Origin of the sequence: Pseudomonas sp. SWI7 (assembly GCF_006351945.1) — a bacterium.
In the GTDB taxonomy this organism is placed as follows: Bacteria; Pseudomonadota; Gammaproteobacteria; order Pseudomonadales; family Pseudomonadaceae; genus Aquipseudomonas; species Aquipseudomonas fulva.
The window spans coordinates 2,356,986-2,373,034 of sequence record NZ_CP040930.1 but is presented as its reverse complement, the minus strand read 5'-3'; the positions used below and the strand labels follow the sequence as shown (position 1 = coordinate 2,373,034).

General features: G+C 61.9%; 14 protein-coding genes. 7 read left to right on the top strand and 7 right to left on the bottom strand.

The genetic code is table 11. From position 1 onward, the window contains the following. Positions 1-31: 31 nt before the first annotated feature. The 6 genes from FH041_RS10905 to FH041_RS10880 form a co-directional block, all read right to left on the bottom strand. On the bottom strand, positions 32-1,051 hold the full coding sequence (locus tag FH041_RS10905) for a fimbrial protein (RefSeq protein WP_162179779.1): 1,020 nt from the start codon (positions 1,049-1,051) through the stop codon (positions 32-34). A 115-nt stretch (positions 1,052-1,166) separates the two neighbouring features. Continuing rightward, positions 1,167-3,650, bottom strand: a complete 2,484-nt coding sequence (locus FH041_RS10900) for a fimbria/pilus outer membrane usher protein (protein WP_049696358.1) — start codon at positions 3,648-3,650, stop codon at positions 1,167-1,169. Positions 3,651-3,677: 27 nt separating this feature from the next. Further along, the gene (locus tag FH041_RS10895; RefSeq protein ID WP_088523028.1) at positions 3,678-4,433 is read right to left on the bottom strand and encodes a molecular chaperone; all 756 of its coding nucleotides are present in this window, start codon (positions 4,431-4,433) and stop codon (positions 3,678-3,680) included. A gap of 91 nt (positions 4,434-4,524) precedes the next feature. Further along, on the bottom strand, positions 4,525-5,067 hold the full coding sequence (locus FH041_RS10890) for a fimbrial protein (RefSeq protein ID WP_104925953.1): 543 nt from the start codon (positions 5,065-5,067) through the stop codon (positions 4,525-4,527). A gap of 366 nt (positions 5,068-5,433) precedes the next feature. Then, the gene (locus tag FH041_RS10885) at positions 5,434-5,844 is read right to left on the bottom strand and encodes a PA2817 family protein (protein WP_027914343.1); all 411 of its coding nucleotides are present in this window, start codon (positions 5,842-5,844) and stop codon (positions 5,434-5,436) included. A 66-nt stretch (positions 5,845-5,910) separates the two neighbouring features. Further along, positions 5,911-8,358, bottom strand: a complete 2,448-nt coding sequence (locus tag FH041_RS10880) for an acyl-CoA dehydrogenase (RefSeq protein ID WP_028687690.1) — start codon at positions 8,356-8,358, stop codon at positions 5,911-5,913. Between the two features lie 199 nt (positions 8,359-8,557). Here FH041_RS10880 and FH041_RS10875 point away from each other — a divergent pair, with 199 nt between their 5' ends. From FH041_RS10875 to FH041_RS10865, 3 genes are all read left to right on the top strand, one after another. Continuing rightward, entirely contained in the window at positions 8,558-9,181 is a 624-nt protein-coding gene (locus FH041_RS10875) for a glutathione S-transferase (protein WP_059183203.1), read from the top strand. A 145-nt stretch (positions 9,182-9,326) separates the two neighbouring features. After that, positions 9,327-10,259 (top strand): ABC transporter ATP-binding protein, encoded by a 933-nt coding sequence (locus FH041_RS10870; protein WP_027914346.1) that lies wholly within the window; start codon positions 9,327-9,329, stop codon positions 10,257-10,259. Continuing rightward, positions 10,256-11,035, top strand: a complete 780-nt coding sequence (locus FH041_RS10865; RefSeq protein ID WP_023533108.1) for an ABC transporter permease — start codon at positions 10,256-10,258, stop codon at positions 11,033-11,035. Before FH041_RS10870 ends, FH041_RS10865 begins: the two co-directional genes overlap by 4 nt. Here FH041_RS10865 and FH041_RS10860 read toward each other — a convergent pair. Then, on the bottom strand, positions 10,919-11,551 hold the full coding sequence (locus FH041_RS10860) for a DUF2062 domain-containing protein (RefSeq protein WP_115933573.1): 633 nt from the start codon (positions 11,549-11,551) through the stop codon (positions 10,919-10,921). The genes FH041_RS10865 and FH041_RS10860 overlap by 117 nt on opposite strands. 142 nt (positions 11,552-11,693) lie before the next feature. On the opposite strand from FH041_RS10860, the gene FH041_RS10855 reads away from it, so the two are divergent. From FH041_RS10855 to lpxK, 4 genes are all read left to right on the top strand, one after another. Then, positions 11,694-13,910 carry a DNA internalization-related competence protein ComEC/Rec2 gene (locus FH041_RS10855; RefSeq protein WP_140174562.1) on the top strand — a complete coding sequence of 739 codons (2,217 nt, stop codon included), beginning with the start codon at positions 11,694-11,696 and terminating at the stop codon, positions 13,908-13,910. A gap of 61 nt (positions 13,911-13,971) precedes the next feature. Further along, positions 13,972-14,607: a MotA/TolQ/ExbB proton channel family protein gene (locus FH041_RS10850; RefSeq protein ID WP_104925955.1), complete on the top strand. Its 636-nt coding sequence runs from the start codon at positions 13,972-13,974 to the stop codon at positions 14,605-14,607. After that, entirely contained in the window at positions 14,604-15,038 is a 435-nt protein-coding gene (locus FH041_RS10845) for a biopolymer transporter ExbD (RefSeq protein ID WP_028687688.1), read from the top strand. The genes FH041_RS10850 and FH041_RS10845 overlap by 4 nt, the downstream gene beginning before the upstream one ends. After that, a complete protein-coding gene (gene lpxK, locus FH041_RS10840; protein ID WP_104925956.1) occupies positions 15,038-16,039 on the top strand; it encodes a tetraacyldisaccharide 4'-kinase in 1,002 nt (333 codons plus the stop codon). The genes FH041_RS10845 and lpxK overlap by 1 nt, the downstream gene beginning before the upstream one ends. Positions 16,040-16,049: the final 10 nt, after the last annotated feature.

Genomic DNA, 16,049 nt, shown 5'->3' with positions numbered 1-16,049 from the left:
GCATAGGCGGGGTAGGGCATCGAAGCGCAGTTCAGCGGTAGCGAATGGTGAAGTTGAGTGCTCCGTTGGCGTCACCCGCACGCACGGCGGTGGCCGCTTCCACCTGAATGAACTGCGCACTGAAATGCAGCGGCGTGGTGCCATCGGCCAGGGGTCTCAGCGGCACCTCTTTGTTCAATGCCAGGGGCGTGCCATCTTGCTTGAGAATTCGTATGCCTACGCCTCGCGCCGACGATGTGGTAGTCAGTGAAAAAATACCTTCCAGGGGCGAGCCGATCGGAACTGAACCATTGATGCCGGTGAGCTCGATGGTGGCGTAGGTGTTGTGCTCAGGGTCGACCTCACAGCCGCTGAGCGTGATGGTGAAGGGTTCTAACGGCGTGGTGATTCCGGGCGCGCTAAATCGCGAGCGCTCCCACTCGCCTAGCTTGACCGGGTTAGGGCTGACGCCTGTGCCTGCCAGGCTGCACTCGCTGTTGACCACTTCGGCTTGCAAATAATAGGTCAGCGCCAAGCCAACGGTCGGTTCATCAAAGTACCCTGTGAACATGCTCGTATCGAGTTTGTGGATGCCGGGCGGAATTGGCCCGGTCTTGTACAGGGTCACGTTGTTTTCAATGAATCTCAGCTGAAACGCTGACGTGTTCTCGGCATCGTGATAGGCAGTAAACGGCACCAGCGGTGGGTTGCGCCCGTAAGGTATGAATGTTGTCGGACCTTGGTCACTGAATGGCCAACCCAACTCGATACGTGCACCAATACCCGGGATATTGGTTTGCAAGATCGGGCTGCCATCGATGGTATGGATGGGGAGCAACGGGCGTACCGGTTCAAACTTGAAGTGCCAGCGCGTCCCGCGGTTAAAACACTCCAAGAGGCTGTTCGCCTCGTTATTCGTGAAATCATAAACGTTGAAACCGCCCAGTTGGCGACCTACCTGGGCATCGCGCGGCACATGCACGGTACCGAGTTTACGAATGAACGTCATTGGGCCTGTTGGGTATTTATCGTACCACCAGCAGGCCTTGCTTTTGACTTCGGAGGCGGCCACTGCTGGCTGGCTGCTGATGCTTAGCACCAACGCAGCGCACACTGTCAGGTATTTCATCATTGGGACTCCTTCACAGCCCAGCCTGTGCTCAGGCTGGGCGCTACAAACATAGGGCCTAGCCGCAGACCAGCGATAGCAGGTGATAGCCTTGCTGAGCAGGCGAGTCTTTGGGGTCAACTGCGACTTGGCACATGCCGTCCTCATGCTCGTTCCAGCGCACGCTCAACACCTGCGCCTGGGTATGCGTGGAAAGCATGACTTGGCCCGCCTGGCCGACGATGCCCAGCTGCTTGCCCAGGCTGTCGACTACTTGGGCGCCGAAAGGCAACGGTCTGCCTTGTGCAGTACGCAGCGTCAGCACCAAGCGGGTCACGCGGCGGGCCTCGAAGCGGTGCTTGACCACGGCGCCTCGGCTTGGCACCACGCGTGCCGAACCGTTGTCGATTTCCACCTCCGGGCCGAGGCGGTCGGTCTGCAGCACCAGACTATTGTTGCGGTAGGGTTGCAGGTGCGGTACCAAGGCAAAGCCCTTGGCATTGGTCAGCGCTCCGGTGGCATTGCGCACACCCACATCCGCAATGTCGGGGACCTCGATCAGGGCCGCCGTATCCCCAAGGTACGGGCCAACGGCCAAGCCATCCTCATGGAACAACAACGCACCACTGGCATTGAGGGAAAGGCTGCGGTAATCACCGGCTTCGGTGAAACCTGCGCCCAGCGAGCCACTGCGGCCTTGGTGCGCGATGCTCAATGCTGCGGCCTTCTGCTTGCTTTCGTTCTGACTGAGGCTGGCGCTGTAGCTGATGGGGTACTGTGTGCTGGAACCGTTGAGCGTGGCACGCTGACTGTGGCCCTGGTTGTTGCTCAGCGCATCGAAGGACGCCGTGGCGCTGTGACCGATGTCCAGCGGCATACTCAGCGTCAGGCCGAACAGGCGTTGGGACGGGAAGTCGTCGTTCAATGACTGGGAGGCAAACAGGCTGTAGTTGACCCCGCCATGGTGGGTTGTGAAATTGACCTGATACTGACGCTGGGTGGTCGACCGTTGCCAGTAGTCTTGTTGCGAATAGGTCAGGCTCAGGCCGCTGCGCTGCCCCACAGGCTGGTGAACGGCCGCTTCCAGGCGGCTTCGACGGGCTCCCATGAAGCTGTCTTGTCCGCTATGTTCACGCACGGCTTCGTCGAAGTCGCGGTATCCGCGGGTCGAGTAACGATAGCCGGCAAAGCGCAGGGTGGTCTGGCTGGCAAAGGTCTTGCCATACCTGATCGCGTGGCTTTGGCCTTGTTGGTTGCCAGAGGCCGCTTCGCTGTTGGCCTGGGTGATGTCCAAGCCAAGCGCGCCCCAATCGCCTAAATCCTTGCCCAGGCCGATATTGGCGGCGTGGTAGTAGTGGCTGGCCATCAGCCCACCGTAGAGCGTGGTGTTCCACGGCATGCCCACTGCGGCGGTGGATTGCCATACGGTCGGGCGGTCGAAGCTAGCGGCTGGGTTGTAGCGACCCACGGCAATGCTGTAGCGCCACACGCCTTCACGCAACAGGTTGCTGAGCGTGGCATAGGGCTGGGTATAGCGTTGTACGCGGCCATCGTCCTCGGTCAGGACAATATCCAGCTCACCGCTGCCGCCTGGGCTCAAGTCGTCGATGGCATAGGGCCCAGGGCTCACGTAAGTGGTGTAGATCGGATACCCGTTCTGCCACACCTCGAGCTTGGCCCGGGTTTGCGCCACGCCACGGATGATCGGGGCGTACTGCTGCAGCGTCTCGGGCAGCATGCTCGTGTCCGAGGCAACTTGGACGCCAAGCAGAGGAATACCGCGAAAGACATCGCTGTCGAGAAACGTTTCGCCGATCGTGAGATTGCCGCGCAGCCCTGCGATACCTCGTTGTGCGTAGGTTTGGGACCGGCTCCAGCGTGTTGCACCCGTACCGTTTTCGCGCCATGCCTGGCTGCTGCGCAGCCGCCAGGCGCCAAGGTTGACACCGCTGTTGATGTTCAGGTCAGCGCTCGAATAACGCCCCGAATAGCGGTTGTGGCCTTGGTAGGTGGAGGCTTGGTAATTGATGAAGGCTGCGTTGATGCCATGGTCCCACTGCGCAGTCTCCACCTGGCTGGCCAGATCACGGCGCATGGCGATCTGTGGCACCGACAACGTCAGGCGTAGCGTTGCGGCATCGAACGTCGATGTGGCGCCTGGAATGACGGCAGGCAAATCCAGGCAGGTCGCCGTGGCCAGTGTAGGATCCTGCAGGCTTTCGAGCCGCACTCCCATGCCGACGAGCAAGGGCCCGGGCAAGCAGGCGTCCAGGCGCTCGTCTTGCAGGATGAACGTCAATTCATGGTTGCCCACGAACTCCAGGTTGAGCACGACATCGACCCGGTAGCGGCCAGGCGGCAGCGAGGTCGAGTCGGCAAGGGCGTCCAGTGCGATACTCGACACGCTGTCAGGCTGGGTACCGGCCTGGCGCAAGAAATGCGCATCGAACTGCATTGCAGGTTGGCTGTGGGAGCTGGCATGGGCGACTGGCAGCCAGGGGCTGATGCCGATTAGCAGGCACAAGCAGGCGCCGCACGGGCGTCCGGGCGTGATTAATGGCATGGAAAGTTCCTCGCCTATGACGGCAAGCTAGGGGCGATTGGCGATAGGCAGGGTGAAAGGCTTGGTGTAGCCACCGAAGTCATTGATGATGCTGAACCTGGCCTGCAGGTCAGGGCCAGGCCGAACTCCGTCCAGCGGCAAGTAGTGATCGCCAAACGGTGGCAGCATCGGAAGGTTTTCCAACTTGCCGGAACGCTGCGCACCGACCACCTCCAGCTGACTGAAGGTGACGTGGAACGGGGTGGGGTTGTGTGCCCTCAGTTGCGTCTGGCCGTTGGCCGAATGCAGTGAAAACTGCAAGTGGTTTGCCTGGGTGGCAGGGCTGCCCTTGAGCTGGTGGGGCCGGTAAAACAGCTTCAGACGTGTACGCAGCGCGATGTTCAGGGTGTTGTACTGGCCTGGCACGGCTTGCGGGATTTCCTGGAGGTTCAGGAAAAACAGGCTTTCTCTGTCTTCGGCCAGATCGTTGGGCAAGGCGCTGATCTGCAACAGTTGCTCCTGACCAGGATCGAGGCGAAACAACTGCGGTGAAGGCATCAGCGGCACTGCGGTGACACTGTCGTCAGCCTGGGTATTGATCCAGACTTGCGCTGCATACGTCTGTTTACTGGGGTTACGCACCACGACGGATGTGCTGCGGCTGTCGCTTGGGTAAACGATCCGCGTGTTGCTCAATGTGAGCGCAGCCTGACTGCTGCCAACGGGCAGGATAAGCAGCAATGCCGCTGCGCAGGTGCTGAATATCGCGCGCAGCGAAGCCGCCCGTACTGAAAAACCTGGCATTGAAAGTCGTCCTCTAGACCAGGTGCGCAACGGCACCTGGACGCGATGGGGGTACAAGGTGTGAGCCCGGCCTGTAGCCGGGCTCGGCAGGTCAGATGATGTCGACGGTGAAGTGAATGCTGGCCGACGCTGCGCCTGGCAACACAGGTACGCTGGTTGCGCGGTAGGTCGCGTGGAACACCATGCGAGACTGGCCCGTATCATTCAGGTCGTACTCGGCCGATGCGCTACCTGGGGCGACCGCACTGCCAGTGCGGTCACGCAGCGCGATGGCTACGTTCTTGGCACCATCGGAAGTAGGGGTGACCGCGAAATAGTTGCCGCTGACATCGGCAGTGCCCTCGAAGGTGACGGTGGCTTTGTTGCTGCTGAAACCACACACCGCGCCCTCTTCCACTACCAGTGCGAAGGTGCGTTGGTTGTACTCTTCACCACTGGCCTTGAAGGCGCTGGCTGGCAGCTCACCCATCTCCACGGCGCTGCCGATGGCGCCGGAAGGTGGCGAAATGATGATCGGGCAAGTGTCGGCAGTGATTTTGCCGTCAAACATTACAAGGCCTGTGTTGGCGTTTGCCGATGTGCCAATGGCCGTCATGAGGAAGCCGAGCGATGCGGCCAGGAGAGACGTTTTCATAAGGATCCTTGTTCGAGTGACTAATATTAAATGACTGAAAGGTTAATTGAACGCCAGTGGTATTGGTGTTCTTTAACTTCGGCGCGAATTTTATAGAAGTCACTTTTTTAGTTGCAAGGATAATATGAGTTCGATGTTTGTTATATTTTTTAACTATAAGACTATGTATTAGTTGTGTGTTGATTTTTCTGAGGGGCGGGGGAATTTTTTTCGAGTTAATAATTGAGCGGTGTGGCGCAATAGGCCTATTCTCTACAAAGAGTAAGAAAGCGTGAACCCGGCATCAGCTGAAGGCAACGTATTAATAAGAACACGTTCCATGGGAGGACGAGGTATCCCACGTCCGGCGTGGGATACCTGGGTGAATCAGTGGCTACTGCCTTGGCGTTGTTGGCTCAGCAGCTGCTTGTGCTGATGCCAGTCAAAGGGTTGACCGCTTTCCTGCGCTGCGAAGCGAAGCTCCTCGAGCTGTTGATACATATCCAGCTCTTCATCAGGCATGAAGTGCAGGCAATCACCGGCAAAGAACCATAGCAGATCGCGGGGCACCAAATGTGCGATTTGCGGGTAACGCTGAATCACCTGGCAGATCAAGTCCTGGCCCAGGTACTGGCTTTGCAGTGGGTCTTGTGGCAACACGGTCAGCAGTTCGTCAAAGCGTTCGAGAAACAGGGTATGGCTTTCTTCCGGCACCTGCTCCGCTTCGCCCAGCGCCACGAGGATGGTGCGCAGGTGCTGCAGCAATTGCAGGTGGTATTCCAGGTGTGGGTTGGCCATGGCAGGGGTCCTTGGTATGGCTGAAAGGGGGGCGGAGTATACGCCTCCCCTGTCGTTCGGAAAGACTCAGCGCACTTTCCCGGGTTCGGGTGTCAACTGCACCTTGTCAAAGGCATCCACATCGATGACCTTGCGCCGCGCCTGTTCAGCCGCGTGCAGGCGTTGCCCCTCGTCCGGTTGCAAGACGCCAGCCTCGACCGCTGCATCGATGGTCGACTGGCCAGGCGCAGGGCGGACATCGCCTTGCTTGAGCGCCTGGTGCAAGGCCTTGCTCAGCGGTGCCGTGCTGTCGAGCAGATCGCTGGCCTGCTGGAGGGCGGCAACGGGGTCGTTCTCGCCCTGTGGGCGGTAGCAGCCGGCAAGCAGTTCTTCCAGGGCCGGATCACCCTTTCTACGGCCGATCAGCTCAGCCACTTGGGCATCGAGTTCGTCACTGGGGCCGGTATGGCGCCGACCGAAAGGGAACACCAGTACGCGCAGTGCACAGCCCACGAAGCGATTGGGGAAGTTATCGAGCAGCCGATCCAGGGCGCGTTCGGCTTGCCCCAGACTCTCTTCCAAGGCCCAGCGCAACAGCGGCCGCAGGTGCTCGGCCGAGCCCTGATCGTGGTAGCGTTTGAGCGCTGCGCTGGCCAGATACAGATAGCTCAGTACATCACCCAGCCGCGCGCTCAGTCGCTCGCGGCGCTTAAGTGCACCACCGAGCAGCATCATGGACAGGTCGGCCAACAGGGCAAATGCCGCCGCCTGGCGGTTGAGGGCGCGGAAGTAGCCTTGGCTCAGGGCATCGCCGGGCACCTGCTCGAAGCGGCCCAGGCCCAGTCCGTAGATCAGGGTGCTGGCCGCATTGCCCGTCGCAAAACCAATGTGCTTGGCCAGCAAATCATCGAACTCCACCAGCGCCTGGTCCTGGTCCTGGCGCGCGGCCAGGGCCATTTCCTTGAGTACGAACGGATGGCAGCGTATGGCGCCTTGGCCGAAGATCATCAGGTTGCGCGAGAGGATGTTGGCCCCCTCGACGGTAATGAATATGGGCGCGCCCTGCCAGTTGCGGCCCAGGTAGTTGTTGGGGCCCATGATGATGCCCTTGCCGCCGTGCACGTCCATCGCGTGCTGAATGCACTCACGGCCGCGCTCGGTCAGGTGGTACTTGAGAATCGCCGACAGCACCGACGGTTTCTCACCCAAATCCACGGCCTTGGCCGTGAGCAAGCGGGCGCTGTCCATCAACCAGGCGTTGCCGCCGATGCGTGCCAACGATTCCTGGATACCCTCGAAGGCCGCCAGGGGCACGTTGAACTGCTCGCGGATGTTCGCGTATTGGCCTGTGACCAGGCTGGTGTACTTGGCAGCGCCCGTGCCAACTGCCGGCAGCGAGATGGAGCGGCCTACCGACAGGCAGTTCATCAGCATCATCCAGCCCTTGCCGAGCATGTCCTTGCCGCCAATCAGGTAGTCCAGGGGGATGAACACGTCCTTGCCACTGTTGGGGCCATTCATGAAAGCCGCGCCCAACGGCAGGTGGCGTTTGCCGATCTCAACGCCGGGTGTGTCGGTGGGAATCAGCGCCAGGCTGATGCCAAGTTCTTCTGTCTCGCCGAGCAAGTGGTCCGGGTCGTAAGCCTTGAAGGCAAGGCCCAGCAGGGTGGCGACCGGCCCGAGGGTGATGTAACGCTTCTCCCAGTTCAGGCGCAGGCCTATGACGTCTTCCCCCTTCCACTGGCCTTTGCAGATCACGCCAGTGTCGGGCATTGCCCCGGCGTCGGAGCCAGCGTGGGGACCTGTGAGGGCAAAGCAGGGGATGTCTTCACCGCGAGCCAGGCGCGGCAGGTAGTGATCGCGCTGTTCGTCGGTGCCGTAATGCAGCAGCAACTCGGCAGGGCCCAGCGAATTGGGGACCATGACCGTGGAGGCCAGGTCACCGCTGCGCGTGGCGAGCTTCATCGCCACCTGGGAGTGGGCGTAGGCGGAAAAGCCCTTTCCCCCGTACGCCTTGGGAATGATGAGGGCGAAGAACCCGTGATCCTTGATGTGCTGCCAGGCCTGCGGTGGCAGGTCCATGTCCTGGCCGATCTGCCAGTCGCTGACCATCGCGCAGAGTGCCTCGGTCGGGCCATCGAGGAAGGCCTGCTCCTCTTCGGTGAGCATTGGCGCAGGGTAGGCGAGCAGGGTACGCCAGTCGGGGCGGCCACTGAACAGCTCGCCGTCCCACCACACGGTGCCGGCATCGATCGCCTCGCGCTCGGTCTGCGACATGGGGGGCAATGTGCGCTTGAACCATTTGAACACCGGGCCCGTGAATACCTTGCGGCGCCACTCGGGCAGTAACACGAGCGCGGCGTTGAGCGCGATCACCAGCCACACCACAACCAACAGCCAGCCGGGGGCTTTGCTGAAGATGCCCATCAGCAGCGTGTAGACGGCAACGATGCCAAGTATCTGCAAGGGCGGCAGGCGCCGGTGCATGAGGTAAAGAGTGCCGATCACCAGCACTAGCAGCCACAACAGCAACATAATCACTCCTCCTTGGAACCAGGGGCTTGGCCATCCCACAGAGCTTAGACACCACGCTATGAACGGCACTGTCAGAACAGTGACAGGGTGTGGCAGCGTGAGTTTCAGTTCATGCTCGTTCTTGCCGGTATCTTCGCGCGTACAGCCGGCTAATGTCTGGAGTAGACTGCATGACCTGAGCATTCCTGAGGACGTCGTCATGCTGAAGATCTGGGGCCGCAAGAACTCGAGCAATGTGCGCAAGGCATTGTGGATTGCCCATGAGCTGGGTCTGGATTTCGAGTCGATCGACGCTGGAGGCGCTTTCGGCGTGGTAGATGAGCCGTACTACCGCGCACGCAACCCAAATGGCCTGGTGCCTATGCTGGAAGATGGCGACCTGACCCTGTGGGAATCCAACGCCATCGTCCGCTACTTGTGCGCCGAATATGGTCAGGCGCAGGGCTGGTACCTGGACGATCCGCGCCAGCGCGCCCTGGCCGATAAGTGGATGGACTGGACCACCTCTTCCCTGGCGACCCCTTTCCGTCCGCTATTCTGGGGCATGCTGCGCACCCCTGAAGATCAGCGGGACTGGGTGGCGATCAATGCGGCGCACAAGCAGTGCGCACAGTTGCTGTCCATGGCCGATCAGGCCCTGGCCACACAGCCGTATCTGTCGGGAGAACACATTGGCATGGGTGATATCCCACTGGGGTGCTTCGCCTACGCCTGGTTCGAGATGCCCATCGAGCGTCCGGACATGTACCACCTCAAGGCGTGGTACGAACGCCTCAAGAGCCGCCCGGCCTATCAGGCTGGCGTGATGACTGCGCTGACCTGATCGAACACCGCAGCCGTTTCGATAGTCACTATCGATACACGTGACTGTACTTGTGCGGCCGAGCCTTGCACCATTGGCCGCACTCACTGCGCCAGTGAACCTGTCTGGCGTGTCCTGAACCCTATTCTTCGGTAAGTGACCCGCTATGAGTTCTGCCCTGTCCATCCGACAGCTGACCAAGACCTACGGCAACGGCTTTCAAGCCCTCAATGGCATCGACCTCGATGTTGCCGAAGGCGACTTCTTCGCCTTGCTTGGCCCCAACGGCGCCGGCAAGTCCACCACCATTGGCATCCTTTCTACCCTGGTGAACAAGACCAGCGGCACAGTCAACGTGTTCGGTCACGACCTGGACCGTGCGCCGTCTGCGCTCAAGCGCTGCCTGGGCGTCGTGCCGCAGGAATTCAACTTCAACCAGTTCGAGAAGTGTTTCGACATTGTCGTGACCCAGGCCGGCTACTATGGCATTGCGCCAAAAATCGCCAAGGAGCGGGCCGAGCAATACCTGACCCAGCTGGGCCTTTGGGACAAGCGCGATGTACCGTCGCGTTCGCTTTCTGGCGGCATGAAACGCCGCTTGATGATTGCCCGCGCGCTGATCCACGAACCGCGCTTGCTGATTCTCGACGAACCCACTGCCGGGGTGGACATTGAACTGCGCCGTTCGATGTGGAGCTTTCTCACCGAACTCAACGAGAAGGGCATCACCATCATCCTCACCACCCATTACCTGGAAGAGGCCGAACAGCTGTGCCGCAACATCGGCATCATCGACCACGGCACCATCGTCGAGAACACCAGCATGCGCAACCTGCTGGGCAAGCTGCACGTTGAAACCTTCGTGCTCGACCTCAAGCAGGACCTGGCCAGTGCCCCGGCCCTGCAAGGGTATCCTTGCCGATTGCTGACGCCTCATACGCTGGAAGTACAGGTGGACAAGGACATCGGCATTACCGCGCTGTTCAGCCAGTTGGCGCTGCTGAACATCGAGGTATTGAGCCTGCGCAACAAGACCAATCGACTTGAGGAGCTGTTCGTGTCACTGGTGGAAAAGAACCTGTCGAAGGTGGCCGTATGAGTGTGGAGCTGCGCACCAACTGGGTCGCCCTGAACACCATCGTCTATCGCGAGGTACGGCGCTTCCTGCGCATCTGGCCGCAGACCTTGCTGCCCCCGGCGATCACCATGGTCCTGTACTTCGTCATCTTCGGAAACCTGATTGGTCGGCAGATCGGCGACATGGGTGGGTTCACCTACATGCAGTACATCGTACCGGGGCTGATCATGATGTCGGTGATCACCAACTCCTACGGCAACGTGGTCTCGAGCTTCTTCGGTAGCAAGTTCCAGCGCTCGATCGAGGAGTTGATGGTTTCGCCGGTGTCGCCACACACCATCCTGGTGGGCTACGTACTAGGCGGAGTACTGCGTGGCTTGGCGGTAGGTGTGATCGTGACCATCCTGTCGATGTTCTTCACCGACCTGCAGGTGCATCACCTGGGGGTGACCGTGGTGGTGGTGCTGTTGACGGCGACCATCTTCTCGTTGCTAGGCTTCGTCAACGCGGTGTTTGCTCGCAATTTCGACGACATCTCGATCATCCCGACGTTCGTGCTGACCCCGCTGACCTACCTGGGCGGCGTGTTCTATTCTATCACCCTGCTGCCACCGTTCTGGCAGACCGTCTCGTTGGCCAACCCTGTGCTGCACATGGTCAATTCGTTCCGCTACGGCATTCTAGGGGTGTCGGACATCAGCATTGGCACGGCGATCACCTTCATGCTGGTGGCCACTGCCGTGCTCTACCTGCTGTGCGTGCGGCTGCTGGTCAGTGGCCGGGGCATGCGTGCCTGAAACGTTGCACCGGCATTGGCGACGACGCCATTGCCGGCCCACCCACCAGCGCCAGTACAGCAGGGTGCTGAAATAGCCGAGCATACCCAGCAGCACGGCGCAGACGATTGAGCCGAGCAGGAAGGGTTGCCAGACCGTCGACAGTTGGTCGGTGATCCACTGGAAGGTCAATGTGTCGGGCAGCGCGCGTGGCGGTACCTGCATCAGCCAGGCACCGACCATGTAGGTCACGAAAAACACCGGTGGCATGGTCAGCGGGTTAGTCAGCCACACCAGGCTGACGGCGATCGGCAGGTTACCCCGCAACGGAATGGCCAACGCAGCGGCCAGCAGCATTTGCGCAGGCATCGGGATCAAGGCGGCGAACAGGCCGACGCCCATGGCTCGTGCTACCGAATGACGGTTCAGGTGCCACAGGTTCGGGTCATGCAGCAACGTGCCGAAAAAGCGTAAGGACTTGTGTTCCCGAATACTGCTCGGGTCCGGCATGTAGCGTTTGAATAGTCGGCGCGGCATGGGGGCTCCCGGAGCGTTGACCGAGGCAGTATGCCCTGATTCCCGGTCGGCCTCGTTCAGAGTTTGTGACAATTGTTGAGCAAGCATTGCCGACAAGTGGGCTATGCCTCAGAGGTTGATTCAGCTTCTGGAGCTCTACCTCATGCGCACAGGGATGTTGGCGCTTGCACTCGGTCTGCTCAGCCTCGGCCTGGTGCCTCAACTGCCATCGGTCGGATGGCTGTTATTGCTTGCGGCGGGCGCTGTCGTCAGTCTGTTCACCCGCGGGTGGTTACTGGGCGTGTTCCTGCTGGGCTTTTGCTGGGCTTGCTGGTCTGCCAAGCAGGCCATGGATGATCGTCTGGCGCCAGGGCTCGAGGGTCGCACGTTATGGCTGGAAGGGCGCGTGGTCGGCCTGCCGGCGCGCACCGCGCAAGGCGTTCGCTTCGACCTTGAGGGGGCGCATTCCCGGCGTGCCGAATTGCCGCAACGCCTGCAATTGAGCTGGTTTGACGGGCCACCGCTGCGTGCCGGCGAGCAGTGGCGCCTGGCCGTGACCCTGCAGCGGCCGGGCGGGCTTTTGAACCCCCACGGGCCTGACCGGGAGGCGCAGTTGCTGGCACGCCGGGTCGGCGCCAGCGGAACGGTCAAAGCCGGGCAGTTACTGACGCCCGCGCCAGCCGGCTGGCGCGATGCGCTGCGCGAGCGGCTGCTGGCTGTCGAGGCCAATGGTCGGCAAGCCGCGCTGGTGGCGCTGGTGCTTGGCGATGGGGCAGGCCTGGCACGCGAGGACTGGCAGGTGCTACAGGCAACCGGCACCGTGCACCTGCTGGTGATTTCGGGCCAGCACATCGGTCTGGTGGCGGGTCTGCTCTACGCCGTGGTCGCGTGGTTGGCCCGCTGGGGGCTGTGGCCGGCCCGGGTGCCGTGGCTGCCTTGGGCCTGTGCGCTGGCGATGAGTGCGGCGCTGGCCTACGGCTGGCTGGCTGGGGCAGGGGTGCAAGTACAGCGCGCCTGTCTGATGCTGGCCGTGGTGCTGCTGTGGCGGCTGCGCTTTCGTCATCTGGGTGCGTTTCACCCCTTGTTACTTGCGCTGGTTGCCGTACTGCTGTTCGAGCCATTGGCAGCGCTGCTTCCAGGTTTCTGGTTGTCATTCGGCGCCGTGGCCACGCTCATCTACACCTTCAGTGCCCGGCTAGGGGCTTGGCAACCCTGGCAGGCCTGGACGCGAGCGCAGTGGGTCATCGCCGTCGGGCTGCTCCCAGTGCTGCTGGCGGTGGGCTTGCCGGTGAGCCTGAGTGCCCCGCTGGCCAACCTGGTGGCGGTGCCGTGGGTGAGCTTGGCGGTATTGCCGCTGGCGCTATTGGGCACCTTGTTGCTGCCCTTGGGAAGCGCAGGTGAGGCCTTGCTGTGGCTGGCAGGCGGCCTGCTGGATATCTTGTTTCGCGCCTTGGCGCTGGTCGCCCAGCAGCGCCCGGCATGGGTGCCTCCCGCATTGCCGTTGTGGGCCTGGCTGCTGGTCTGCCTGGGTGCACTGCTGCTGTTGCTGCCACGGGGTGTGCCGCTGCGTGGGTTGGGTGCGGTGATGCTCGTGGCGCTCTGGGCACCTCGCGAGCCTGTCCCGGATGGCCAAGTCGAGGTGTGGCAGCTGGACGTGGGCCAAGGCTTGGCGGTGTTGCTGCGTACCCGGCAGCACAGTCTGCTGTATGACGCAGGTCCAGCCAGGGGTGAAAGCGATCTGGGTGAACGGGTCGTGTTGCCCACCTTGCGCAAGTTGGGGGTCGACAGCCTGGATCTGCTGGTGGTCAGTCACGCCCATGCCGATCACGCCGGCGGTGCAGGTGCAATCGGGCGCGGGCTGCCGATCAGGCGGGCGATTGGCGGTGAGCCGCTGGAAGCGGTTCAGTTACAGCCTTGCGTCAGTGGCGAGCAGTGGGAGTGGGACGGCGTGCGCTTTTCCCTGTGGCGCTGGGCGGATGCGCGCACCAGCAATGACCGCTCCTGCGTGTTGCTGGTCGAGGCGTCGGGCGAGCGTTTGCTGCTGGCCGGGGACATGGAGGCGGGGGCCGAACGTGCGTGGCTGGCTGCCATGGACTCACCACGCATCGACTGGCTGCAGTCGCCTCACCACGGCAGCCGCAGTTCGTCGAGCGAAGCCTTCATCCGCGCTGCAGCCCCGCGTGGGGTACTGATATCCCGCGGGCGCAACAACAGCTTCGGGCATCCCCATGCACAGGTGGTCGAACGCTATCGCAGGCATGGCATGACCCTTCACGACACGGCGGTGGAGGGGGCGTTGCATCTGGTGCTCGGTGTGCAAGGAAAGGTCGAGGGTATGCGCAGCCAGCGTCGGTTCTGGCGTGACGCCAGGGGTGGTTAATGCTGATGAGCCCCTGGCGCGCCTATGGTAAAGTGGCGACCTTTTCCAGAGGGCTTCTACTGTGTGGGAATTGGTCAAGTCAGGCGGTTGGATGATGCTGCCGATCATTCTGAGTTCCATCGCCGCCATGGCTATCGTCGTCGAGCGCCTGTGGACCCTGCGCGCCAGTCGCGTCAGTCCGCCTCACCTGCTGGGCCAGGTGTGGATGTGGATCAAGGACAAGCAACTGACCAGTGACAAGCTCAAGGCCCTGCGTGCCGACTCGCCCCTGGGGGAGATCCTCGCGGCAGGGCTGGCCAACTCGCGTCATGGTCGCGAAATCATGAAAGAGTGCATCGAGGAAGCCGCCTCGCGCGTCATCCACGAGCTGGAGCGCTACATCAGCACGCTGGGCACCATTGCCGCCATGGCGCCGCTGCTGGGCCTGCTGGGCACCGTGCTGGGCATGATCGACATCTTCAGCGCGTTCATGGGGTCGCAGATGGCCGCCAACGCCTCGGTGCTGGCGGGCGGTATTTCAAAGGCCCTGGTAACCACCGCAGCCGGGCTGATGGTCGGTATCCCGGCGGTGTTCTTCCACCGCTTCCTGCTGCGCCGCATCGATGAGCTGGTGGTGGGCATGGAGCAGGAGGCGATCAAACTGGTGGAAGTGATTCAGGGGGACCGCGAGGTGGAAGTGGCGGGAGGCAAGGCGTGAAGTTTCGGCGCAATCGCCAGCGCGAGAACATCGACATCAACCTCGCGTCGTTGATCGACGTGGTGTTCGTGTTGTTGCTGTTCTTCGTGGTCACCACCACGTTCACTCGCGAAACCCAGCTGCGCGTCCAGTTGCCCGAAGCGGCCAGCGCCGAGCGGGCACCGGGCGATGAGGGCAAGTTGGTAGAGATCACCATCAGTGCCGAAGGGGTGTATTCAGTGAATAACCACCTGCTGCCCAAGAGCGACCTGGCCACCCTCAGCGAGGCCATCGAGCGTGAATCAGGTGGCGACAACACACTGCCCCTGGCCATCAGTGCCGACGGCAAGACCCCGCACCAGGCTGTGGTCACCGCAATGGATGCCGCCGGCAAGCTCGGCTTCAGCCAGTTGCGCATGACCACCGTCGAGGCGGCCCAGAGCACACCCTGATGACACTAGCCGATCGCCTGCTTGCTGCCTGGTACACCGGCCATCCTGCACTGGCGTTGCTGCGTCCGCTGGAAGCGCTGTACCGCTGGGTGGTCAAACGCAAGCGCAGGCGTTTTCTCAACGACCAGCGGGCCAGCTACCGCGCCCCGGTGCCCGTCATCGTGGTGGGAAACATCACCGTCGGCGGTACGGGCAAGACCCCCATGATTCTCTGGCTGATCGAGCACTGCCGCCAGCGGCGCTTGAGGGTAGGGGTGGTCAGCCGTGGCTATGGCGCCAAGCCGCCGCAGTTGCCTTGGCGGGTCACGGCCGATCAGGCTGCCGAGCAGGCGGGCGACGAGCCGCTGCTGATCGTGCAGCGTACCGGTGTGCCGCTGATGATCGACCCGGACCGCGCCCGTGCGGTGCAGGCCCTGCTGGCCAGCGAAAACCTGGACCTGATCCTGTGTGACGACGGCATGCAGCACTACCGCCTGGCGCGAGACCTGGAATTGGTCTTGATCGACGCCGCTCGCGGCCTGGGCAACCGCCGATGCCTGCCGGCCGGCCCCTTGCGCGAGCCTGTCGAGCGCCTGAAGGCGGCCGACGCGATCCTGTTCAATGGCGCGGAGCAAGACACTGCCGAAGGCTTTGGTTTTCGCCTGCAGCCCAGCGCATTGGTCAACCTGCGCACGGGCGAGCGCCGGGCACTCGACCATTTTTCCGCCGGCCAGCGCCTGCATGCAGTGGCCGGCATCGGTAATCCGCAGCGTTTCTTCAATACTTTGCAAGGGCTAGGCTGGCAGCCGCTGCCGCACCCCTTTGCCGACCACGCACAATTCAGTGCCCAGAACCTTGCCTTCACACCGCCACTGCCGCTGGTCATGACCGAGAAGGATGCGGTGAAGTGCCGCTCTTTCGCGGCCGAGAACTGGTGGTACCTGGCTGTGGAAGCCCAACCCACGCCGGCATTTGGCACTTGGTTCGACCTGCAGTTGCAACGTTTGCTACCCAAGCCCTGATCCCGTTTTC